Origin of the sequence: Natrarchaeobius versutus (genome assembly GCF_041205745.1) — an archaeon.
Lineage (GTDB): Archaea > Halobacteriota > Halobacteria > Halobacteriales > Natrialbaceae > Natrarchaeobius > Natrarchaeobius versutus.
This window is the reverse complement of the sequence record NZ_JBGFCC010000003.1, coordinates 50,205-73,781: the sequence shown is the minus strand read 5'-3', so window position 1 is coordinate 73,781 and position 23,577 is coordinate 50,205. Positions and strand designations below refer to the sequence as shown.

Below are 23,577 nucleotides of genomic sequence, written 5' to 3'. Positions count from 1 at the left end.
TGATCCCGTTCTCGCCCGTCGCGGCGCGGCCGAACGTACAACTGGGCCCGCGTCGTGGCACTGGACGACCGTGAACGACGGTTCGATCGAGGTGATTCGCCGGACACGCGCCGCGGCCGAACGTCTCGGCCGGCGGGCGTACCACCGGGTCGCGGCCGCGAACTACGAACACCGGCTGATCTCGAGGCGAAATCGAACGCCGGCGGGGAGCTTTCGCTGTCTCGAGCCGCTCAACCGACACGGAACGGACGCGATGCTCGCCGAACTGGACGAGGCTTGCGGCCCCGACGCGGTCGTCTTCGACGTCGGCGCACACGTTGGAATCTACGCGCTCGCGCTTGCAAGCGGGGAGCCGGATCGGCGGGTGGTCGCGTTCGAACCGTCCCTCCCCGTCGTCGCTCGTCTCCGGGAAAACGCTCGCCTGAATTCCCTCGAGGACCGGATCGACGTCCGCCCGATCGGTGTTGGAGACGATGTCGGGTATCGGCCGTTCTATCGCGCTTCGAATCCCGAACTCTCGGCGTTCGACCGGAAGAGTGCCACCCGCTGGGACGGGTCGGTCGTCGACGTGCGACGAGTACCGGTCCGGACGCTCGACGCGTTAGTGTTCGGCTCCGAGGCGACGAAGCGGGTCGAACCCAAGACGGCGAACGAGCGCCACGAGTCCGTAGACGGCCGAATCGAGCCTCGATGCTCGTTGGCGGGTCCGGAAACCCGTCCAGTCGCGGGGGTTCCCGTTCCGGACGCTCTCAAAATCGACGTCGAGGGAGCGGCCCCCGAGGTCCTTCGCGGCGCTCGAGACGTCCTCGAGCGCCATCGCCCGATCCTGTTCGTCGAGATCCACGAGGAGGGGTTGGAACGGGACGTTCCAGTGGAAACGAAGGGGGTTCTCGAGGCGAGTGGATACGTCGTCCGAGAGCGGCCCGGTTACTGGCGGTGCGAGCCGAGTTCGTAATGCCCGGTCAGGCCGACGGAGCGATTGGTGTTGTTTCCGCGTTTCAGGGCCACTCGGGCCGGCCAGGGATTCGTTCGACGACCGCTCGAATCGCACTCGAGTTCGCCCCGCCGGGCGCCCCGGTGAGAATCGCCGAAGCGAAACCCTCCCTTCGACTGCAACCGATCGCTCGAACCGACGAGTCGTCGGACTCGGAGGTCTTCGCCCTCGAGTGGGGCTCCCTGAGGGTGGCGCGCCAGCCGGAGGGGATTGCGGCGCCTGCGGTCCCCGATCGTCTGCCGGGAGACGCCGTGATGGGTCCTAAAGTCGCGTTCCATCTGCTCTATTAGGCTTCCTCGAGTGCAATTACCCGACGACGGTTGACCGCGTAGAGCATTCCGTCGCCGACGATGGGCGGCGACAACGGGACCTGGGAGGGCTCGTACCGGAACCGCTCGTCGCCCGTCTCGGCGTCGAAGCCGATCAATGCCCGATCCTCCTCGACGGCGTAGACCATTCCGTCGGCGACGACGGGTTCGGTCTCGCGTTCGAACGGCGCCGACCACAGCTCTTCGCCCGTCTCGAGGGCGAGCGCGTAAAACGTCTCGCGACCGTCGCTCGCGTAGATCGTTCCGTCGGCGACGGCCGCCGTCCCCTCGACTGCGTTCCCATCGAGGTCGCGGTGCCAGATCGTCTCCCCGTTTTCCAGATCGAGGAGGGCGATGCCGTTGCGGGAGGTGACGACGACGCCCTCGTCGGTCGGCACCGAGCACAGTTGCATCTGGTCGTCGCGTTCGCGTTGCCAGCGCATCGACCCGTCGTCGCGGTCGTAGGCCGTCACCTGATGGGGCCAGTTGGCGACGTAGAGGGTATCGTCGCGAACGGCCGGTCGGCCGTACGAGACGCCCACTGGATCGTCCTCGTGGTGGGTGATCCGCCAGCGTTCGGTTCCGTCGTTCGCCTCGAGGGCGACGAGATCGTTCGTGCCGTAGATGGGCGCGTAGACCGTTCCGTCGACCGCGACTGGATCGACGGACGGGCGGTGCTCGGGCGACGAGGGATGGAACCCGACCCCCGGCCCCTCCCAGCGCTGGCCGCCGAACCAGCGTCCGAGACCCGGAATCCGGATCCCGCCGCCGGCGCCGAGACCGAAGACGCCGGCCGTCGACGTCACCGCGAGCGCGTCCGTCCGGTAGGCGGAGGCCGAAACCCGGGCGGGACTCGAGGTGTAGGGGCCCCGGCGTGCGAACCGGCGCTCACCGGTGTCGGCCTCGAGGGCGAGCAGTCCCTCGCCGACGGCGTAGATGGTGTCCTCGAGCCGGATCGGCGGCGCGGCCCCGCGGAACCAGTCGGTCGACTCGTGGCTCCAGGCGACGCGCACATCCTCGGTCGGCCCCGACGCGTCGGGGTTGTAGCCGGTTCCGGCCGGATCGTACTGGGAGACTGGCCACTCGAGGGCGGACGTGTTCGACTCCGTCTCCGCGACGGAGCGCTCGCCGACGATGGTCTCTTCGGTGGCGGCCACGGCTCCGACGCCGCCGACGAGGGTCAGCCCTGTGGCGGCGAGAAGCTGTCGTCTGGTGGAGGGCATCGACTCTTCGTTGAACGTGTCGCTCACGCACACGTTAGTCTACCGATCGATTTCGTGGCGTCGAGGAACGATCCCGTGGCATCCGACGAGTGGTTTCGACGCGTCGGGCGAGCGGTTCCGCGGCGTCGGACGATCGCGCTCGAGGCCGGCCCAGAACCGATTCGTGTCTCTCAGCCGGAACGAATGCGCTTTTATCGGTGACCGACCAATCGGTCGTATGGTCAGTCGCCGCCTCATCGCCCTCCTAAGCGTCGTCGCCCTGTTTACGGTGTTGATCGGAATCGGCGCCGCGACGGGGACGCCCGAACCGATCCTGACGGTCGAGAACGAAAACGACGTCGAGTACCACGTCACCGCCTACACCGTCGAGGACATGGACGAGGCGGGCTATCTCAACTTCGAGGTGACGACCGAAGACGGCGACCAACGGCTGGTGAGTTTCGCCGATCTCGTCTGGCCGAACTACGACCGGAACGTGACGCTCGTCGACGACGGCGTCAACAGCCACGAGGTCACCGTCGAACCCGGAGAGAACGTCACGACGACCGTCGACGGCTGGGAGCACGGCGATCAGACGATCTACATCCTCGAGGAGGGCGACAACAGGACCCACGTCGCGACGTTGACGAAGACCTGTACCAGCCGCGGGCAGGATCACGGAATCAGCTTCTCGAACGGTTCCGGACCCAGTAGCTCGACGGTGTGTACGGGCGAGTTCGTGAGCTGGATGTTTCGATAGCGCCACTTCCGCGATCGGTATCCGCCTCGAGTCGCGCCGAAATCCGCTCACACCCGAGATTCACGCCGCCTGCGGCGTTGGCTGATTCACGCCGCTTGCGGTGACGGCCGGTCGTCGACCCGTCGCCAGCCGAACTCGAGCCAGACGACGCTCGCGAGAAACAGTGCCATGCCGATGACGTCGCCCAGGCCACCGCCGTGGGCGACGGCCGTGAGAGGGACGCCGACGAGACCGAGCAGGGGAACGAGCGGGGCACCGGCCCGTCGGTAGCAGACGCCGATCGCGACCACCGCGACCGTCGACCCGACGGTCCCAATCAGGGCCGCGGCGCCGACGATCGGATCGGCGACCATCGTCTGGACGGCCTCCGCGACCACTTCCCGTTGTTCCGCCGGGAGCGTCTGGGTTTCCCTGATCAAGATCCCGGTTGCGATCCCGGCGATCGCCTCGAATCCGAGGTAGAACACGAGGTAGATCGCGGTTCCGATCCGGCCGATCGTGGCGACGGGGCCGTCGTAGCCGTTCAACAGGACGTAGAGGCTGATCCCGAGCAGTCCGAACAGGGGTAACAACAGGACGTGGATGAAATACCAGGTGTCGGCGACCGGCGAGAGCGACTCGTAGAGGTTCTCGCCGCCGTGGGGATGAACCCACAACACGGCCCCGAGGGCCACCGGCGTCGCCAACAAGACGAGCCACCGGCCGAGGAGTCTCGAGGTGGTGAACCCCTCGTCGCTTCTCGGGGTTTCGCCTGGACGCTCACTCGCCATACTCCACCTCCGGCGGACGATGTCGGTCCTGGTCACGGACGGTTGCGGTCGGCAGTCGGTCGACCCTCGAGAGCTGTCGTCGGCGTTCGGTTGTCATCGACATTTGCAATCGTGAGGACGTCCGCCGAACGCCTACGTAAGTATTATCAAAGATTGAACACGTGTTCGATCGCGTTCAAAACGATCGTTGAGCGCGTTCGATGGAGTTCGGCGGTGACATCGACTCGACGGTCGATCCACTGGGAACCCGCCGCCGATCACTCAACGATCGTTGAGTCACGGCTGTGACACGATCACGCGTCGGGGATCGAGTCGCGTCGGACGCGCTCGGTTCGGGTCACCGACAGGTCGTCGTCGACCGTGAGTCGGAGCTCCGCCTCGTCGAGTCGGTACGTGATCTCGTACTCGTCTTCCCCGACGCGTTCGGTCCGCCAGTCGTCTGACTCGAGCCGTCCCATCAGGTCTCGAAACGCCAGCGTACGGAGGTCGATTCCGTTGTCCCAGTGAAACCCCATCGATGCGGGGTGAGTCGCGAGCCAGATCGACGGCGGTCCGTGGACGACCCGCCAGCATTGGCGACAGCGCCCGCGAACGGTCCACTCGAGGGGGCTGTCGGCGGATCTCTCCTGAAACTCGAGGTCGACGGCACCGCCACACTCGTCACAGACGTTCTCGCGAAACTGCCAGAACAGCGCCAGTCTGTTCGCGTTCGCACTCGCGAGCAACGACTCCGGATCGCGGTCTCGAATCTGTGCGGGGGTCACCTGTATTCCGTCCATTCGCCGGCCGCAGTCGCCACACTCGCGAAGCAAGGCGAGGTCGTCGACGACCACCCGGAGCGCCTCGGCGTCACAGAACGGACAGCGACCGTCGACGTCGACCGGCTCGAACTCGACAGCGCCGGCGTACGCACCCGACAGGAAGAGCCGGACGATGGATTCGCCCGCGAACGTGAACTGCCATCCCTCCTCGGTGTGTCGGAGGTACGTCCCGTCGAGTTTCTCTAAGTGGTAGGACAGCTGTGACGTCGAGTCGATCTCTACCCGGTCGTAGACGTCTGAAAACGAGAGCACCGGCATCGGATCGTCCGTGCCGAGTTCGATCCGGTCGAGCGCCTCGGCAAACGCCCGGAGGATCGCGATGCGTGTCGGATCTGCGAGGACGCCGAAAGCGTCCGCGGCTTCCTCCTCGTTCGACATACAGCCGTCTTCCGCCGGAGGGCGTATTAGTGTTCGTGCGGGTTCCGCCGTCTCGGATCGTCACCGCCTGATACTGGCGGACAGAAGTCGATACGGAGTCGATCGTTTTGCTTGGGGCGGCGCCGAGAGCGACGACCCGTATTCACGATCGACTTCACGTCGTTCTGTCCGGCGGTATGACTCGACGGTCAGCCGCCAGTCGATCGACAGTATAAGGCTCTCCGCTCGAGAACGTCTACGCGATGACGACGCTCTCGATCACCGATGGACAGGTGTTGAGGCCCGACGGGACGGTGACGCGTGCGGACGTGCTGGTGGATCAGCACGACGGCGAGATTCTCGAGATCGGCACGGATCTCGCGGGCGACGAAACGCTGGATGCGTCGAACGCGCTCGTGACGCCCGGATTCGTCAACGGGCACTCACACGCCTCGATGACGCTTTTGCGAGGGTACGCAGACGACAAGCGACTCGAGTCCTGGCTCAGCGAGGATATCTGGCCCGCCGAGTCCGAGTTGACCGGCGAGGACATCCGTATCGGCGCCGAACTCGGCGTTCTCGAGATGATCAAATCCGGCACTACGGCCTTTTCTGACATGTACTTCGAGGTCCACGAGATCGCCGACGTCGTCGAGCAGGCGGGTCTGCGGGCGCTTCTCGGGTTCACCGCGATCACCGTCGGAAAAGACGACGACGGTGCGCGCGCCGACATGGTCGAGAGCCTCGAGGTCGCACGCGATCTCGACGGCGCGGCTGACGGGCGGATCAACACGACGTTCCAGCCCCACTCACTGACGACCGTCAGCGAGGCGTACCTCGACGAATTCGTCCCCAAAGCCCGCGAACTCGGCGTTCCGTTTCACTTTCACGTCAACGAGACGACGAACGAAGTCGACCCGATCGTCGACGAACACGGCGTCCGCCCGCTCGAGTACGCCGTAGAGAAGGGACTGCTCGAGCCCGAGGACTTCGTCGCCCACGGCGTCCACGTCGACGAGCGCGAGATCGAGTTGTTAGCCGAGACCGGTGCGAGCGTGATCCACTGCCCGGCCTCGAACATGAAACTGGCGAGCGGAATGGCCCCCGTCCAGAAGCTACTGGATGCGGGCGTGACGGTCGGACTGGGGACCGACGGTGCGGCGTCGAACAACGATCTCTCGATGTTAGACGAGGCCCGCGACGCGGCGATGATCGGGAAACTCGCCGCCGACGACGCGACCGCGGTCTCGGCCGAAACCGTCGTTCGGATGATGACCCAGGGGAGTGCCGACGCGCTCGGACTCGACGCCGGTCGCCTCGAGGAGGGTGCGCCCGCCGACCTCGCGGTGATCGACCTCGAGGCGCCACATCTGACGCCGCGTCACGACCTCGTCAGTCACCTCGTCTACGCGGCGGCGGCCTCGGACGTCCGCCATACCGTCTGTGACGGCCAGGTGCTCATGCGCGATCGCGAGGTCTTGACACTCGACGAATCGGCGGTACTCGAGCGAGCACAGGCGGCGGCGGCAGCGCTGGTGGATCGGATCGACGGCTGACTGGAGCCGGACTCGGCGCTTCGTTTCGAGAACGTAAAAAACGATCAAAACGCCCAGGGCCCCTCGTAAACGTTTTAACTGAATTTTGCACTTTCGTTACAGTCCCGAACCGTCCAGAACGTCTGGCGGGGTTTATTCACTCTCTCCTGAACGATCCGATGGATGACAGGGAACACAGCACTCGCAGTGACGATCGCAGTCGCCGTTGTGCTGTCCGCGCTCGCACCGCTTGGCGTCGTGGGCGCACAATCGGACGCGCACGATGACCTGTCGCTCGTGGTCGCGGACGACGGACTCGTCTCCGTGACCGCGAACGAGAGTCCAGTCGAGAATGCGACGGTCGTCGTTTCGGTCGATGGTACCGAGCCGTACGAGGGTACCGGTGAGTACGCGACCGACGCCGATGGCGTGGTCGAACTCTCGAGTCCCGACGAACCGGTAACGGTGTCGATCACGGTTTCGACTGACGTGGACAGCGTCGACACGAAGACGACGCTCGTGGCGATCGACGAAGACGGCGAGGAAGCCGACACCGGTACCGATGGCAACGGAGCCGACACCGGTAACGAGTCCGCCGACGATTCGCTCGGCGGTCTCGTTTCGTCGTTCGTCCACGAACACGACTCGAGCGTTCCGTTCGGGCACCTCGTCTCGAGTTTCGTCCACGAGCACAACGCCGGCAACGCGCCGGATACCGCTGATCGACCCGGAAGCGTGCCGGATCACGTCGGCCAGCCCGGTACCGCGTCGGATCACGTCGACCGGCCTAACGGGTCGGATACCACCGACCAGTCCGGCACCGATACAGCGAGTGATCGGAGTTCGCCGACCGAAGACGACGGGAGCGACGACAGCAGTAGCGGACCGCCGAGTCACGCCGGCCCGCCGTAGCTCCTCCCTCTCATCCGATCGCTCGAGGACCGACGCGGTGCGACGACGCGGGTAGGGTACGTCGAATCTCCAGTCAGAGGCACGCGTCGTCGCTGGTGTCGGTGGCCGATCGCAGACGCGACCGTCGACGCTCGATGCGTCGTGTGACGATCGGTTCTCTCGAGCGGCACTCTCTTTGTGACGGCGTCGTCGCTCGAAGACGGCGACAGTGAACGTTCACAGGAAATTACGTCTCCGCTTCGGTACCGTTTTGGCTCCGGTCTCCGTCTATCGATACATGACCGACAGTTCGTATCCCCCGATCAGCGATCAGCTGGACGATCTCGAGTCCGCACAGGAGGAGGGCCGGCGCAAGATGGAGTGGGCCGCCCAGCACATGCCGATTCTCGAGGTCGTCCGCGAGGAGTTCGTCGACGACCAGCCATTCGAGGGCGAGCGAATCGCGATGGCGATGCACGTCGAGGCGAAGACCGCGATTCTCGTCGAGACGCTCGCGGACGGCGGTGCAGAGGTCGCCGTCACGGGCTGTAACCCGCTGTCGACGCACGACGACGTCTCGGCGGCGCTCGATACCCACGACAACATCACCTGCTACGCCAAACGCGGCGTCGACGACGAGGAGTACTACGCGGCAATCGAGGCCGTCATCGCCCACGAGCCGACGATCACCGTCGACGACGGGATGGATCTCGTCGCCGCGATCCACGAGGACTACCCCGAGTTGATCGACGGCATCGTCGGCGGTGCGGAGGAGACGACCACCGGCGTCCACCGCCTGCGTGCGATGGACGACGACGGCGCCCTCGAGTACCCGGTCTTCGCCGTCAACGACACGCCGATGAAGCGGCTGTTCGACAACGTCCACGGCACGGGCGAGTCCTCGCTCGCTTCCATTGCCATGACGACGAACCTCTCGTGGGCCGGCAAGAACGTCGTCGTCGCCGGCTTCGGCTACTGCGGGAAGGGCGTCGCCCGCAAAGCCGCTGGACAGAACGCGAACGTGATCGTCACCGAGGTCGAACCGCGCCGCGCACTCGAAGCCCACATGGAGGGCTACGAGGTCATGCCCATGTCTGAGGCGGCCGAGATCGGTGACGTCTTCCTCACGACGACCGGCAACCGCGATGTCGTCGTCGAAGAGCACCTCGAGCAGATGGGCGACGGCGTCTTGCTCGCCAACGCCGGCCACTTCGACATCGAGATCGACCTCGAGGCACTCGACGATCTCGCGGTCGACCGCTACGAGGCCAGGGAGGGCGTCGAAGCCTACGAACTCGCGGACGGCCGTCGTCTGAACGTCATCGCCGAGGGCCGCCTCGTCAACCTCGCCGCGCCCGTCTCACTGGGCCACCCCGTCGAGGTGATGGACCAGAGCTTCGGCATCCAGGCTGTCTGCGTGCGAGAGATGCTCGAGAACGGCGACGAGTACGGCCCGGGCGTCCACGACGTCCCGGACGAACTCGACAAGGAAATTGCGGAAATCAAACTCGCAGCCGAGGGCGTCGCGTTCGACTCGCTGACCGACACCCAACGCGAGTACATGGGAAGCTGGGACCACGGAACGTAGGGACGTACGGCTCGGATACCCGATACGGGCGTTCGAGTGCGCCAGGGACGTGACGTACACTCTGGTCAGTTGGGCACTCGACGCACACTCGAGTACGACAGGTGCGATACGGAGGCGCCGTCCGCTCGAGACGGCCGAAGCGCTGAATTTCTCTCGCCGGAATGGGTGGGCAATGGCCGATTCGTCTTCGTCCGGAGCCGACTCCGAAACCGAGTTTCCGATCGCCCCGCTTCTCGAGCGATCTCGGATCGAGTCGGACGGACACCTCGAGATCGGCGTTTCGGTCTCGGGAACCGCCGCGATCGAGGAGAACGAACTCGACGTGCTCCTTCGGGACGATCGGATCGCTCCCGGCGAAACGATCGATCTCGGTATCTTCGTCTCTGGAACCGGCACGGTTAGAGAGAACGAACTCAACGTCTTCTACGACGGAACCGACCTGCTCGATCTCGAGGACCCGGGCGTCGTACGCCGGAGTCTGGCCGCCAGTTCGTCGACCCCGGCCGTCGCCGAGACGGCCGATGGGGGAGAGAGCGAACTGTGGCCCGGGTCGGTCGGAGACGGGACGCGAGAAGCGACGGGCGCCCTCGAGTGGAAACCGCTCGGCGGAAACGGACGCGACGAGCCGGTGTACCTCCTCGAGATCAACACGCGAGCGGGCGCTTCGCCGGGGACGTATCCGCTCCCGGTCGTCTTTACGTACCGATCCGAATCCGGTATCAGGCAGGTCGAGCGGGTGCCGACGGTCCGCGTCGCCGGCTGGCGCGAGCGGTGGGCTCCGCGGATCGTCCGCGGAACGGTGGCACTCGCCGCGCTCGTCGCTTTCGTGGCGGGTTTCATCTGGTTCTCGCCGTTCTGACGAGGGGGCGACAACGACACCCCGATCCAACGGATCGACACCGATTCGTCGTCGACTACTCGGCATCCTCACGTTCGAGAAGCGACAGGATCAAACTCCCGTCGTCGACCTTGCTGATCGTGGTCGGCGCCGTAAACGTCGTGCCGTCACTGCGCTCGCCCGTACACTCGCCGGTCCAGCGCCACCCGTCTTCGACCGTCGGCACGGCGCTCGAGTCGAACCGTTCGACGGTCTCGTCGGTGAACAACGTTCGCCAGCGGGTACCGAGAAGCTCCGCTCGATCGTGGCCGAACTGGACGGCGAACGAGCGATTCGCGAACGCGAGATCGCCGTCGGGATCGACGATCGCGATCGGCGTCTCGAGAAGCTCGATTCCCTCGAGCGACCGCTTCGATAGCGCCGCGAACCGACGAAGCTGGACGAGTTGATGAATACGCCGGCCGAGTCGCTCGATCTGTGGAACACTCTCGGGGCGCACTACTGTATCGACCAGCGAGGGGTGGCCGTGTCTATCGACGTCGGTGACGTCCGTAGCGCGCTCGTGGTCGTCCACGAGAAAGACGATCGGAAGGTCGGGATCGCGGTGGCGAAGAGCCTCGAGGAGCGATGTTCCGCCGGGTTCGGTTCGGTCGAACTCACTGACGAGACAGTCGACCTCCCCGAGACGCCCGAACGCGTCGCTCGTCGATCCCGCCGTGTCGACCTCGAGCAGTTCGTCGTCGAGGATCGTCTCGACGCGCTCGAGATAGGCACGATCGACCGCGAGTACGAGGACGTTAATTGGCGAGCAGACCGCCGATTTCGGCGGCCCGATCTCGGGACAGGTGACGATCATCGACCCTCCGACCGTTCCGGCCGGGCTCGGTGACGGTGGTCGCCGGACGACCGCAGTTGGCCACCCCGACCCCGGTTACCGTGACGGACAGGACGATCTGGTCGGGAATTCGTTCCTCCCGTAGCATCCTCCTGTGAGGTGGCCGCGGCCTCGAGTCGGCTCTCGCCGCCGAATTCTCCCCCACGGTCGACGTTCGGAACGGTACTAGCGGTCATCGTAGACTGTCCCGTCTACGGTGACTGTTCCGTCGCTTCCCACTTCGACCGCGTGACCGTCGTACGAGAACTGGACGCGGCCGCTGACGTCGACGTCGTCTCTGAAGAGTTGATCCAACGCCTCGGGGTCGACGACGTCGTACAGCGGTTCGAGGTCGAGCGGATCGGTGTCAGTTGCACTTGCCAGCGCGTCGACGACGCGGAGGCTGGGAGAATCGCGGTAGTAATCGAGCGTCGTTCCTGCCATACAGGGGCAAACGGCGGACGTGGGTATCCCGCTGTTCGTTATACACGTAACCGCTTTGCGCCCGGACGCTACGTGTATAGAATCGAGATGTGGTACCACGGGGTTGCCCGCCACATCTTCGGTTCGCCCGCGACGTTCGCTGAACTTTACGGCTCGTCGCCGATATTTACCACACGGATCATTCCCGTTCGACGCGTACCGGATGTATGATCGCTTCCCCGCGTCCGTCTCGAGTCCATTCGTCCGGAAGGCGACTCCCCCGCGGGTACGTCACGTGTCTGTTCGGTTTCGTTGCCACATCACACGCACTCGGGTTCGACCCCTTCGTCGGTCCCGTGGCGGACGTGGCGTTGGATCCGTTCCTCGGGGCCACGGTCGTCTGCCTGCTCGGACTCGCCGTCGATGGCGGTTCACCATCGAACGATCCGATCGAACGACTCGCGGACGACGTCCGGACGTTCGTCGACGAGGCGGGAGGTGACTACGACGAGCGATCGAGCGAAGTGACCTTCGACCTCGAGCGAGACGACGAGATCGGTCGCCTCTCGTCGGCGATCGACGACATGGCGGCGCTGGTGAGGGTGTACCAACAACGCGACCGGGAACTACGGGGGCGCGTCCAGCAACTCGAGCGCCGTTCCGCGTTCACCGACGACGTACTGGACGCGATCGACGACGTCTTTTTCGTTCTCGACGAGGACGGCGAACTCCGGGAGTGGAATCAGACGCTGGTCGAAGTCTCGGGCTACTCGAACGAGGAGATCGAGCGGATGGACGGCCCGAAGTACTTCGACGACGCCGATCTCGACTCGATCGAAGCCTCGATCGAGGAGGCGTTCGAGACGGGCGATACGCACATCGAGACACAGATCGTCTCCAAAGACGGCGACCGGACCCCCTACGAGTTCGTCGCCTCGGTGGTGGCCGACCCGGACGGTGATCCGGTCGAGGTCGGCGTCGGCCGGGACGTTTCCGATCGCGACCGGTACGAGCGCGAACTCGAACGAACGACGCACCTCCTCGAACAGGCCCAGCAACTGACGAACGTCGGCGCCTGGGAACTCGTCGTCGAGGGGGACGGCTACGAGTTGCAGTGGACCGACGAGGTCGCCCGCATATTCGGCCTGGGACCCGAGACTGCCGCCTCGATCTCGCTCGAGGAGGCGTTGGCGTTTTACCACCCGGCCGATCGGTCGCGGCTTCGGACCGCGATCGACCGCGCGGTCGAGGAGGGCGAACCGTACGACCTCGAACTCCGGGTAATCACGGCTGACGGCGACCGTCGCTGGGTTCGTGCAATCGGTGATCCGGTCGTCGGTGGCGAGCGGTGGTACGACTCCGAGGCGGCGGCGGGTGATCGCGAGGTCGTCGCCGTCCGCGGCTCGATCCAGGACGTCACGGATCGAACGGAACGCGAGCGAGAACTCGAGCGAACGCGGGCGTTTCTCGAACACATCCAGCGGATCGCGGGCGTCGGCGGCTGGGAAGTCGACGCTGAGACTGAACCGTCGACGGTACGGTGGACGGACGAACTCTACCGGCTCCACGACCTCCCGCTCGACGTGACTCCCGATCTGGAGACGGCCATCGAGAGTTACCATCCGGAGGATCGGTCCCGCGTTCGCCGCGAGGTCGAGAACGCCCTCGAAACGGAGTCGAGCTACGATCTCGAGGCGCGTCTGCGGACGCAATCGGGTGACGTCAGGTGGGTTCGCACGTTCGGCGCTCCGGTCTTCGACGACGGACGCCTCGTGGGGTATCGCGGTGCCGTCCAGGATATCTCAGATCTGAAACGACGCGAGATCGCCCTCGAATCGCTTCACGACGTCGCCCGTCGATTGCTCGGAATCGACACCGTGGAGTCCGCTACGGAGCTGGTCGTCGAGGCCGCCGACGAGATCGTCGAGGAGGGAGGGGCGGCTCTCTATCGTCTCGATCCCGAGGTGAACCGCCTCGAGCCGGCCGCGTCGGACGGTTTCGTCGACTGTTGTGGGGGTGCGCGTGCGATACCGGTCGGCGCCGTCGACTCCCCGCTCTGGAACGCGTTCGCGACCGGCGGTCAGACCGTCGTCGACGATCCGTCGTCGGGTGATCGACCGACGCCCTTTGGTGACGCCGTCGAGAGCGCGCTCGTCGTTCCAGTCGGCGATCACGGCGTCTTCACGGTTGCTTCGACCGCGTCCTCGATCGCCTTGCAGGATCGACAGCTAATCGAAACGCTCGTCGCTACGACCGAGGCCGCGTTCGATCGCCTCGAGAGCGAGCAACGACTGTTGGAACGTGACGAGGAGCTGGCGGCGCGAAATCGCCGGCTCAGACGCCAGATCGCGATCAACGGGATCATCAGGCGCATCAACCGATCGCTCGTCGGCGCCGAGAGCCGGGCGGAGATCGAACGGACCGTTCCGGAGCGCCTGCTCGAGGTCGACGACGTCGCGTTCGCGTGGATCGGGTCGGTCGACGCCGACGGATCGTTCGAGCCCCGAACGTGGGCTGGAACCGACGAGGAGTACCTCGACGACGTCGCGCTCGATCCGTCGACGGCGGCGGAACCCGCCGCTCGGACAGCCAGGAGCGCCGAACCGACTGTCGTCTCGAACGTCGTCGACGATCTCCAGGCCGAAACGTGGCGAACGCGGGCGTTCGCCGCCGGCTTCCAGTCGATCATCAGTGTCCCGCTGTCGCTGGAGGAGTACACCCACGGGGTGCTCACGGTCTACGCCGACGAGCCGGACGTGTTCACCGACCTCGAACGAACCGTGTTCGCGGAACTCGGCGAGAGCATCGCGAACGCGGTCGAGGCGGTGCGGACGCGGGAGGCGTTCCACGCCGAAACCGGCGTCGAACTCACGCTCGAGTTCGAGGCGCCGGACGACGTTCTCTCCCGGATCGCATCGGCGACGACGGCTCGCGTCGAGTACCGTGGACTCGGAACCCACGCTGGTGACGAGTCGCGACTGTTCTTCGGCGTCAGCGGGGCCGAGCCGGCGGACGTGTCGGCGGCGCTCGAGGCGCTCGTTTCGGTGGCCGACTACCGATTGATATCCCGATCGGACGACGAGTGTCTGTTCGAGGCGACGGTCTCGGGCGAGGTGTTGGCGTCGCGACTGGTGCGTTTTGGCGCCAATCCGCGGGCGGTTCGTGCCGACGGCGAGCGGATCGTCGTCACGGTCGACGTCCCGACCGGGGCCGACGTCAGGGAGTTCGTCGCCATGGTTCGAAGCCACTACGACCGGGTCGACCTCCGTGGTCGACGCGACGTCGAACGCGCCGTCCACACCCGGGGAGAACTGGTTGCATCGCTGTTCGACGAGCTAACCGACCGCCAACTCGAGGTGCTCAGGACGGCGTACTTCGCCGGGTTCTTCGAGTGGCCTCGCGAGAGCACCGGCGAGGAGGTCGCCGAGATGCTCGACGTGAGCCAGCCGACGATCAACCGCCACCTCAGAACCGGCCAGGAGCGACTGTTGTCACAGCTGTTCGACGACGAACCGCCCGCACCCGTATTCGAGTGAGACGAACCGACAGTCGACCGATCGGATCGGCCGCCCCGTCCTGTGACCGCGTCTGAACTGCTGTTAGCGGTTCGGACGAACCGAGAGCGACGACGCGAGGACGGGGCTGTCGCGTTCGAAAACGCTCGGTGCGAGTTTCGGCCGGTAATCGGCTCTTTCGGACCGTTCCCTCTCGCTGGGAATCGAATCCCGTTTATATGTGTCCGGTCGTTCAACGTTGAACCGTAAGAGGTGGACGATCATGGAAACAAACACGATAAACAGGTTGGAAAGTCGACTCGGTGGCGTGACGATAGACGGACGTCCACACCAGCTCAGCGCGTGGGCAGTCGTCGGACTCCGGCTCGTCATGGGCTGGGTTATGCTGAGTGCGGGCTGGGGCAAGGTCGCGGGCGAGTTCAGCGCCCACGGCTACCTCGCGAACGTCGATGCGGCGAGTCCCGCAAGCGGCCTGTTCGCGCTGATGGCCGAAAGCGGCGCGATGATGGCCGCCGTCGACGTGATCGTCCCCTGGACGCAACTGCTGATCGGGCTGGCACTGATCGCCGGCGTCTTCGTCCGGCTCGCCGCCCTCGGAGCAGCCACCCAGATGGTGCTGTTCTACTTCGGCAGCTGGGACGTTGCGGGCGGCCTGGTCAACGACCAGCTCGTCTACGCCGCGGTGTTCCTCGCACTCGGGGCGTTCGCGGCCGGCCGGATCGTCGGCCTCGACCGCTACATCGAAGCACACCCGATCGTCGAGCGCTTCCCGAAACTGCGCTACCTGCTCGGGTGAGGGCCACGCCGTTTTTCCCTTCGTTTCTCCGCTCGTCCTCGCCGAGTGATACTTGAGTTCGATGAATCGGTCGAACGAGTACAGAGTGAATTGACCTCCTCCACGCCCTGAAGGACGTGGAATCCGACCATCGGATTTCCGCCGAGCGTGGCGTTCGAGGTTCCAACCCGCACTCAAGGGGAACCGGCAGCATCTCGGAAGACACAGTCTTCCGACGGTCCGCGAGAGCTTGCTCTCGCTTGATACCGGCGAAACTCTCGTTTTCTCCCCTGTGTAGGGCTGTGGCCCGGTCAAACAGGTCCCATCGGAATCCGTGTCATCGCCGTGCGAACCACCGCTGGTTCGCCACCCCTTGTGGTTCGGGGCCGGCATCTCACCGATTCCGTAGCATTCCGTGCTATACGGGACCATACAAAAACGCTTGCAGTCGGAAATCCGTCATCCACCGTCCGTGGTCGGTGACTGAGTTGTCCGCTCAACCCCTGATTGTTCGCTCCTCGGTTCCGACGGAGCGTCGGAACGCTCGTCACTCACGGGAAGACGGGGGCATGCGCTCGTATCTTTGTATACTCTTCGCCCCATCCGACCGTACCGGTATGGTTCGGTTATCGCCGGCCCCTCGGTGCGTGTCGGCTTTCCCGTTCTCGACGCCGCTCACCCCGTGAGAAAGCCGCCAGGCGGAATCCGCCCTGACGGCCGCTCGTCGGTGGGCTCGTCACCGAGATCCGGGGAGTGCTCGATCGTTCGTCGAATCTTTGCGCCGGTGTTCGTGTACGTTGTGACGATGTGGAGAAGTTTACTCATACACGAGTTCCTAGCCTCGTCATCGGTAAAAGTATTATTGCGATGATTCTTCCTGTTGGTCACATCCCTTACCAGTCGTCCCGAGCTCTCTCGAGACGATACGTCCCTCAGCTGGAATGGCCAGTATTAGTGTACGATTCTCGAATTACCCTCGAGTCGCAGCCGATCACGGCGGTTGAATTTTCGAACCGACATTGCCAGCGACGAACGGGCGTTTCGTTCGTCAGCGATGGAGGTGACAGGCCGCGCGGTGTATCTCGGTACCGTACTCGGGTTCGACGGCGTAGTCGGGTTGCTCGCGGGCGCAGATGCTCTCCTCGGCGAACGACTCGAGCAACAGTTCGGTCGCCCCGGCCCAGTTTACGCCGTCCTCGAGTTCGGCGTCCTCGCCGTTGTCCCGGTCGGTCGCGACGAGGTCGATCGCCTCGGCGACGATCTCGCCGGCCTCACCGCGAGGAAGCTCGTCACCGAAGAATTCGGCCCGGATCTCGGCCGCCGCCGTCGGCTCGAACGTCCGCCGTTTGACCGATCGCATGAACGCCCGGGTGTGTTCCCACTCCTCGTCGGTCCACTCGTAGCCCTCGGGGGCGATCAGCCGTGGACAGCGCGTTCGGAACCGACAGCCCGATGGCGGATCCAGCGGGCTCGGAACCTCTCCCTCGAGGACGCCACGAGCGCCACGTTCGCGCGGGTCCGGCACCGGAATCGACTCGAGCAGTGCCTCCGTGTACGGATGCTGGGGGTTCTCGAACAGCTCTTCTTTCTCGGCGAGTTCGACGACATTGCCGAGGTACATCACCGCGACGCGGTCCGAAAAGTGGCGGATCACGGAGAGGTCGTGGGCGATAAAGAGGTAGGTCAGGCCGAACTCCTCCTGGAGTTGCTCCATCGTGTTCAGGACCTGGGCCTGAATGGAGACGTCGAGTGCGCTCACCGGTTCGTCACAGACGATGAAATCCGGATTGACCGACAGCGCGCGAGCGAGGTTGACCCGCTGGCGCTGGCCCCCCGAGAACGCGTGGGGGTGGCGATTGTAGTGGTGGGGGTCGAGTCCGACCTTCTCGAGGAGCATCTTGGCCCGATTCTCGCGTCCTTCGTCGTCTAACATGTCGTGGGCGCGCATCGGCTCCTCGACGATCTGGCCGATCTTCATCCGCGGATCGAGCGAGGATTGGGGATCCTGAAAGATCATCTGGATCTCCGAGCGTTTCTGTCGGAGCGCCTCGCCGTCGAGATCCGCCAGATCTTCGCCCTTGAACGAGATCCGACCCGCCGTCGGTTCGAGCAATCGGAGGATCGTCCGACCGAGCGTACTCTTTCCACAGCCCGACTCGCCGACGAGGCCGAGCGTCTCGCCGCGTCGGATCTCGAAGCTGACGTCGTCGACGGCTTTGACCTGCGTTCGGTCGGCGCTGATCGGCGGGAACTGGTCGGTATCGACCGAGAGTCCGGAGAGCAATCCGGACTCCTGTGAGAAGTACTTCTTGAGCCCCTCGACTTCGACGAGCGGGTCGCCGAAGGCGACGTCCTCGCCGGTCATCTCCGAGCCCAGTTCGTCCGCTTGGCTCATCGGTTCTCACCTCCGCCGGGCGTGCCGGCAGTGACCTGTGGCTCCTCGTCTAGGGGAACGCTCTCGTCGTAGCCGACGTCGAACGCGTCGTGTTTGACGCAGGCCGCTCGATGAGATTGTCCGTCTGCCTGATCGACCGCCGTCACCTCGGGGTGGACGCGCTGACAGACCTCCTTCGCGTCGGGACAGCGCGGATGGAACCGACAGCCCGAGGGCGGGGAGATCGCTTCGGGCATCACGCCCTCGATCGGCTCGAGTTCCTCGACGGTTCGGTCGGGCCGGGGCATGGAGTTCAACAGCGCGGTCGTGTAGGGGTGTTTGGTGTCGTGAAAGAGTTCGTCGACGGGCGCCTGCTCGACGATCTCGCCCAGATACATCACGTTCACCCGATCACAGATCTCGGCGACGACGCCCATGTCGTGGGTAACCCAGATGAAACTCGTCCCGTACTTCTCCTGGAGTTCGTCGACGAGTTCGATGATCTGTCCCTCGACGGTGACGTCTAGGGCCGTCGTCGGCTCGTCGGCGATGATGAGACTCGGCTCGCAGGCGAGTGCCATCGCGATGAGCACGCGCTGGCGCATCCCGCCGGAGAACTGGTGGGGATACTCCTCGTATCGCTGTTCGGGATCGGGGATGCCGACCTCTCGGAGCATGTCGATCGCCTCCCGTTTCGCCTCGTCTTTCGCCAGATCGCGATTGAGTTCGATGAACTCGCGTAACTGCCCCCCGACCGTGAACACGGGGTTTAACGACTCCATCGGGTCCTGGAAGATGACGGCAATCTCGTTGCCCCGAATTTGGGTGCGCATCTCCTCGCTCGAGAGCATATCCGCACGCTCTGTGAGTTCGCCATCCGGCCCCTCTTCGACGCCGAAGATCGTCTCGCCTTTGTAGGTGATCTCGCCGCCGACGATTTCGCCGGGGCTCTCGATGAGCCGGAGAAGACTCATCGAAGCGACGCTTTTGCCCGCACCGCTTTCCCCGACGAGGCCGACGATTTCGCCCTCGTGGACTTCGAAGGAGATGCCGTCGACCGCGCGCACTGTACCGGCGTCCGTAAAGAACTGCGTCTTCAGATTCTCGACGCGAAGTAGTGGTTCTGCCATGGTTAATCGTTAGTTCGTGGGTCGAGTGCGTCCTGTAGCCCGTCGCCGAAGAGGTTGAATCCCATAATCGTCACGAGGATCGCCAGTCCCGGCCAGATCGACAGCCAGACGTTCGAGTGCATGTAGCCGTGGGAGACGTTGAGCATCTGTCCCCAGTCGGGCGTCGGTGGCTGGGCGCCGAAGCCGAGGAACGAAAGCCCCGCGACGATGAGGATCGTCACGCCGATCTGGAGGGTCGCGTAGACCAGCACGGGCGCGAAGCTGTTCGGAATAACGTGTCTGCGGATGATGTTTCTGTTCTTTACCCCGGAGGCCTTCGCCGCTTCGATGTAGTCCATCTCGCGGACCGACAGCACCTCGCTCCGGATGATCCGGGCGAAGACGGGGATGAACGTGATACCGACGCCGATGATGGCGTAGGTGATGTCCGGCGTCCCTCCGCTGATGAAGACCGTAAAGACGATGATGAGGATCAGCGGCGGGATCGCGTAAACGGTTTCGACCAGCCGCATCAGGACGTCGTCGACGCGGCCGCCGTAGAACCCCGAGACCGCGCCAACGATCGTCCCGCCGACGAAGCCGATCAGCGTCGAGACGATCCCGACGCTCACCGATACCTGTGCGCCGTAGACGATTCTGGTGAAGTAATCTCGTCCGTCGGGATCGGTCCCGAGCGGGTGTGAGAGCGTTCCGTCCACGTGAAACGCCGGCGGAACGTTCCCCTCGATCTCGCCCGGCGGCGGGATGCGTTCGGGGTGATCGAAGATCGGTAACGCCTCCGCCATCGCGAAGTCGGAGATCGCACCGAAGGTGAGTCGCGAGAGGTTGCTGTCGACCATCGTGTACGCCGAGACGAACAGGACGAAGGCAACGACGTACAACCCCCACCGGGCGGTGGTGTCCTGCATGACCTTGCCGAACGTGTAGCGCCAGCCAAACTGCGCCTCGACGTCCTCGCTCGGTCCTCCGTCGCCGTCGAGTTGTGATTCTCCAATTGCCATCGTTACTCACGGTCTCCGTAGGTGACGCGGGGATCGATGTAGGCGTACGAGATGTCGGTGATGATCACGCCGATGACGAACATCGTGCCGATGACGACGGTGATCCCCATGATCAGTTGATAGTCGAGTCCGATGATCGCCTCGAGCAACAGCCGTCCGAGCCCGTTGATGTTGAAGACGTACTCGATGAGGACGGCGCCGCCCAGCGCCGTCGAGAGGTTGAGGCCGACGATCGTGATGATCGGAAGCTGGGCGACCTGGAAGGCGTGTTTTCGAAGGATCGTCCGCTCCGGGACGCCGTAGGCGCGGGCGAGTTTCACGTACTCCCCCTGGAGCGATTCGATCATCTGCGTGCGCTCGACGCGCATCAGCGTCGCCATCTGTAACGTCCCGAGTGCGACCATCGGCAACAACAGGTGCCTGATCGTCTGGAAGAGCAACTCGGGATAGCCGCTGTAGCCGTAGTGGTCGGGCCCCCACCAGGGATAGACCAACCCGCTCGAGGGGAGCCATCCAAGCTGTATCGCGAAGACGAGGATCAGCATGATCCCGATCCAGAACGAGGGCGTGCTGACGCCGAGGAGGGCGACGATCCGGGAGATGTGGTCGGCGGGCTCGTTGCGTCGCGTCGCGGCCAGGATGCCGAGTGGAATCGCGGTGAGGAGCGCGAACGCGTACGCCGAGATGACGAGCATCAGCGTCGGTCCGGCGCGCTGGACGACCAGATCGGTCACCGGTCGGTCGCGCTGGATGCTGTGACCCAGATCTCCCTGGAGGAGATTTACCATGTACGTAACGTATCGTTCGTGTATCGGCCTGTCGAGGCCGTACTGCTGTTCGACCCGTTCGATGACCTCCTGGTCGACCTGCTGGCCCTGCAACATGAGCCGGACCGGGTCGCCGGGCGCCAGGTTCGCGAGGATAAACGTGATCACCGTGATCCCGATCAGGACCGGAATCGCCTGAATCAGGCGGGCGACCGTATATCGAAGTAGTCCCATAAGCTATCGTCAGTGTCTGGTGTTCGAAACGTGTATTCGTTCGTCGGTTGCGTACTATAAAGATACCTCCGCCGAGTACCGATTACTCGATGGAGACGTTGGAGTAACTCGAGACGAGACGCGGGTTGTACTGGACCTGCGGGTGTGGCTCGAGGCCCTGGACGTAGTCACGAGAGGCCATCGTGTTGTGGAACGAGTACGCCGGAAGCGACGGTAGTTCCTCGAGCATCTCGATCATGACGCCTTCGTAGAGGTCGTAGCGTTCGTCCTGGTCGGCCGACTGGCGAGCGGCGACGATGTCGTCGTGGAAGTCTGCGCTTCCCTCGTAGAAGTGTGCCTGGTTGATACCCACCTGGCTCTCGTGGTAGAGGTTGTAGAGGTAGGCGTCCGGGTCGGGACCGCCGGTCCAGCCCAGCAGGTACGCCTGGAAGTCGTCCGGGCTCGGATCCTCGTTGTAGACCGTCTGCTCGAGCAACGGCCCGAACTCGAGGGTGACGGCTTCGGCGCCGTCGTAGCCGAGTTCGTGCAGCCGGGTGACGATCCGCTCTGCGAGGTCGCCGCGGTGGTCGCCTGGCGCGAGGATTCGCGGGCTCCAGTCGTCGTCGACGGCGCCGTCGAGTAGTTCCTGGGCTCGGTCGGGGTCGTAGCCCGGATAGTACTCCTCGTGCCACTCGTCGAGCGGGAAGCCCCACTGTTCGTTGGTAATCGGCGGAATCGGCGCCGACAGCGGGTCCGCGACGTTCTCGAGACGCGACTCGACGAAGTCCGTCATCGAGAACGCGTGACAGATCCCTCGTCGAACGTCGGCGTCGCCCGTCGGCGCGTCGTCCCGACAGTTGAACGTCAGGTGCATGTACGACGGGCTCTCGGTGAGGTGGACGCTGACGCCGTCTTCGCCTTCCAGCTCGTCCCAGTCGTCGTTTGGTACGTCGGCGATCGCATCCGTGTCCCCCGCACGGATTTCGGCGACCCGACTCGCGGCGTCGACGTTGTCGACGAACGTGATTTCCTCGAGTTCGGGAAGCTCGCCCCAGTAGTCGTCGTTGCGCTCTAAGGTGACGTACTCGTTGTGCTCGAAGTCGCTCCAGACGAACGGTCCGGAGCCGACGGGGTTCGTGTTGAACTCATCGCGGTCGTCGTCGGACTCGCGTTCGCCTTCGGGGACGACGTAGATCCCCATCGTGTCGAGTTCCCACGGCCCGTATGGGTGGTCGAGGTCGACTTGCACCTGATAGTCGTCGACGACCTCGGCCGACTCGATCATGTCGTATTGCGCTTCGTTGACGCTGTCTTCTTCCTGGTAGGCCATAAAGGAGTGAGCGACGTCGTTCGCCGTAACCTCCTCGCCGTTGTGGAACTCGATCCCGTCTTGGATCTCATAAAGGAAGCGCGTGCCGTCGCGTTCGATGTCCGGGTAGTCGACGGCCAACTGTGGCTCGAGACCGAGGCCCTCGTCCCACGTGTAGAGGCTGTCGAAGACCAGCTTGGCGACCTGCATGCTGTAGGCGTCGTTGGAGTGGATCGGGTCGAAGTCCTCGTCCCGTTCTAACTCCTGGGTAAACTCCATCGTACCCGGGTCGCCGGAGGCCTGCCCGTTGCCGTTTCCGTCGCCGTTCCCGGCACCGTTTCCGTCGTCACCGTTGCCGTTTCCACCGATGCACCCTGCGATTGTAATTGCGGAGACCGTCGCACCCGAGGCGAGTAGCCCTCGCCGGGTGAGGTCATGGTGATTAGTTCCCATGATACGCATATTGCCGTGGGGGTAACTCTTATTGGTTTTGGTCTTTGTTCGCCCAGTATGAATATTTACTTAACAGAATTTGGGTAATTAAGGCAATTGTATACGGTTATTCTCATTGATGCTGAAAGGTGTACACTGGTGACTCTCTTTCGACATCAGTGCTGAACTATCCCGACCGACTGCATCTCTTTCGACCGCCCAGTTTGCATCGACGGTGACCGAACATCTTTTTCTTCCCGGCCGACACAGTATCGGCGTATGAACTATCGAGCCGTCGAAACCACGGCCGAGTACGTCGCCCGCCTCGAGACGGGGGCGGACTGGCGCGCCGAGATCGAGTCGCTGGCCGAAGCGGTCGACGCCGACGCCGCGTGGTTTACTGCCTTGGGGGCGGTCCAGGACGCCGAGTGCTGGTTCTACGATCAGGACGACTGCGAATACTACCCCATCGAGTTCGACGAACCGCTCGAAGTCGCCAGTTGCGTCGGCAACGTCGCGCTCCTCGACGGAGATCGGTTCGCCCACACCCACGCCGTCCTCTCGGACGCCGACGGGAACGCTTTTGCGGGCCACCTGGACGCGGCGACCGTCTGGGCCGGCGAGGTTCACATGCGCGTCTTCGAGGAACCACTCGAGCGCGAGTACGACGAGACGACCGAACTTGACCTCTGGCTCTGAG

21 protein-coding genes are annotated in these 23,577 nt (G+C 64.3%); 10 read left to right on the top strand and 11 right to left on the bottom strand.

The genetic code is table 11. The features are described from left to right. Positions 1-70: 70 nt before the first annotated feature. Both AB7C87_RS08355 and AB7C87_RS08350 read left to right on the top strand, forming a co-directional pair. A complete protein-coding gene (locus AB7C87_RS08355; protein WP_369728977.1) occupies positions 71-955 on the top strand; it encodes an FkbM family methyltransferase in 885 nt (294 codons plus the stop codon). Then, positions 955-1,284, top strand: a complete 330-nt coding sequence (locus AB7C87_RS08350; RefSeq protein ID WP_369728976.1) for a hypothetical protein — start codon at positions 955-957, stop codon at positions 1,282-1,284. The genes AB7C87_RS08355 and AB7C87_RS08350 overlap by 1 nt, the downstream gene beginning before the upstream one ends. Here AB7C87_RS08350 and AB7C87_RS08345 read toward each other — a convergent pair. Further along, the gene (locus tag AB7C87_RS08345; RefSeq protein ID WP_369729327.1) at positions 1,281-2,525 is read right to left on the bottom strand and encodes a PQQ-binding-like beta-propeller repeat protein; all 1,245 of its coding nucleotides are present in this window, start codon (positions 2,523-2,525) and stop codon (positions 1,281-1,283) included. The two genes, AB7C87_RS08350 and AB7C87_RS08345, sit on opposite strands and share 4 nt — an antisense overlap. Before the next feature lie 217 nt (positions 2,526-2,742). Here AB7C87_RS08345 and AB7C87_RS08340 point away from each other — a divergent pair, with 217 nt between their 5' ends. Continuing rightward, on the top strand, positions 2,743-3,264 hold the full coding sequence (locus AB7C87_RS08340; protein ID WP_369728975.1) for a hypothetical protein: 522 nt from the start codon (positions 2,743-2,745) through the stop codon (positions 3,262-3,264). A gap of 86 nt (positions 3,265-3,350) precedes the next feature. Here the strand turns inward: AB7C87_RS08340 and AB7C87_RS08335 are convergent, their stop codons facing one another. Beyond that, positions 3,351-4,034: a hypothetical protein gene (locus AB7C87_RS08335; protein WP_369728974.1), complete on the bottom strand. Its 684-nt coding sequence runs from the start codon at positions 4,032-4,034 to the stop codon at positions 3,351-3,353. Positions 4,035-4,327: 293 nt separating this feature from the next. Then, a complete protein-coding gene (locus AB7C87_RS08330; protein ID WP_369728973.1) occupies positions 4,328-5,233 on the bottom strand; it encodes a winged helix-turn-helix domain-containing protein in 906 nt (301 codons plus the stop codon). A 242-nt stretch (positions 5,234-5,475) separates the two neighbouring features. On the opposite strand from AB7C87_RS08330, the gene AB7C87_RS08325 reads away from it, so the two are divergent. From AB7C87_RS08325 to AB7C87_RS08310, 4 genes are all read left to right on the top strand, one after another. After that, positions 5,476-6,768, top strand: a complete 1,293-nt coding sequence (locus AB7C87_RS08325; protein ID WP_369728972.1) for an amidohydrolase — start codon at positions 5,476-5,478, stop codon at positions 6,766-6,768. Positions 6,769-6,930: 162 nt separating this feature from the next. Further along, positions 6,931-7,659: a hypothetical protein gene (locus tag AB7C87_RS08320; RefSeq protein WP_369728971.1), complete on the top strand. Its 729-nt coding sequence runs from the start codon at positions 6,931-6,933 to the stop codon at positions 7,657-7,659. Between the two features lie 277 nt (positions 7,660-7,936). Continuing rightward, entirely contained in the window at positions 7,937-9,226 is a 1,290-nt protein-coding gene (locus AB7C87_RS08315; protein WP_369728970.1) for an adenosylhomocysteinase, read from the top strand. A gap of 172 nt (positions 9,227-9,398) precedes the next feature. Next, positions 9,399-10,085, top strand: coding sequence for a DUF8164 family protein (locus AB7C87_RS08310; protein WP_369728969.1), 687 nt, complete (start codon positions 9,399-9,401; stop codon positions 10,083-10,085). Between the two features lie 55 nt (positions 10,086-10,140). Here AB7C87_RS08310 and AB7C87_RS08305 read toward each other — a convergent pair whose 3' ends face one another. Next, a complete protein-coding gene (locus tag AB7C87_RS08305; protein WP_369728968.1) occupies positions 10,141-10,920 on the bottom strand; it encodes a PAS domain-containing protein in 780 nt (259 codons plus the stop codon). Between the two features lie 204 nt (positions 10,921-11,124). Then, positions 11,125-11,382 carry a DdfA family disk-determining factor gene (gene ddfA, locus AB7C87_RS08300; protein ID WP_369728967.1) on the bottom strand — a complete coding sequence of 86 codons (258 nt, stop codon included), beginning with the start codon at positions 11,380-11,382 and terminating at the stop codon, positions 11,125-11,127. A gap of 206 nt (positions 11,383-11,588) precedes the next feature. Here ddfA and AB7C87_RS08295 point away from each other — a divergent pair, with 206 nt between their 5' ends. After that, on the top strand, positions 11,589-14,897 hold the full coding sequence (locus AB7C87_RS08295; protein ID WP_369728966.1) for a bacterio-opsin activator domain-containing protein: 3,309 nt from the start codon (positions 11,589-11,591) through the stop codon (positions 14,895-14,897). A gap of 241 nt (positions 14,898-15,138) precedes the next feature. Beyond that, on the top strand, positions 15,139-15,672 hold the full coding sequence (locus AB7C87_RS08290; protein WP_369728965.1) for a DoxX family protein: 534 nt from the start codon (positions 15,139-15,141) through the stop codon (positions 15,670-15,672). Between the two features lie 654 nt (positions 15,673-16,326). Here the strand turns inward: AB7C87_RS08290 and AB7C87_RS08285 are convergent. The 6 genes from AB7C87_RS08285 to AB7C87_RS08260 form a co-directional block, all read right to left on the bottom strand. Next, a complete protein-coding gene (locus AB7C87_RS08285; protein ID WP_369728964.1) occupies positions 16,327-16,476 on the bottom strand; it encodes a hypothetical protein in 150 nt (49 codons plus the stop codon). Positions 16,477-16,699: 223 nt separating this feature from the next. Then, complete coding sequence (locus tag AB7C87_RS08280) at positions 16,700-18,046, bottom strand: ABC transporter ATP-binding protein (protein ID WP_369728963.1); 1,347 nt, start codon at positions 18,044-18,046, stop codon at positions 16,700-16,702. Then, on the bottom strand, positions 18,043-19,155 hold the full coding sequence (locus tag AB7C87_RS08275; protein WP_369728962.1) for an ABC transporter ATP-binding protein: 1,113 nt from the start codon (positions 19,153-19,155) through the stop codon (positions 18,043-18,045). Before AB7C87_RS08275 ends, AB7C87_RS08280 begins: the two co-directional genes overlap by 4 nt. Before the next feature lie 2 nt (positions 19,156-19,157). Then, positions 19,158-20,156, bottom strand: a complete 999-nt coding sequence (locus AB7C87_RS08270; protein ID WP_369728961.1) for an ABC transporter permease — start codon at positions 20,154-20,156, stop codon at positions 19,158-19,160. 2 nt (positions 20,157-20,158) lie between these two features. Then, a complete protein-coding gene (locus tag AB7C87_RS08265) occupies positions 20,159-21,157 on the bottom strand; it encodes an ABC transporter permease (protein ID WP_369728960.1) in 999 nt (332 codons plus the stop codon). An 82-nt stretch (positions 21,158-21,239) separates the two neighbouring features. Further along, positions 21,240-22,898, bottom strand: coding sequence for an ABC transporter substrate-binding protein (locus AB7C87_RS08260; RefSeq protein WP_369728958.1), 1,659 nt, complete (start codon positions 22,896-22,898; stop codon positions 21,240-21,242). 258 nt (positions 22,899-23,156) lie between these two features. Between AB7C87_RS08260 and AB7C87_RS08255 the strand changes: the two genes are divergently transcribed. Continuing rightward, a complete protein-coding gene (locus AB7C87_RS08255; RefSeq protein ID WP_369728957.1) occupies positions 23,157-23,576 on the top strand; it encodes a PPC domain-containing DNA-binding protein in 420 nt (139 codons plus the stop codon). The last annotated feature ends 1 nt before the right edge of the window (position 23,577 follow it).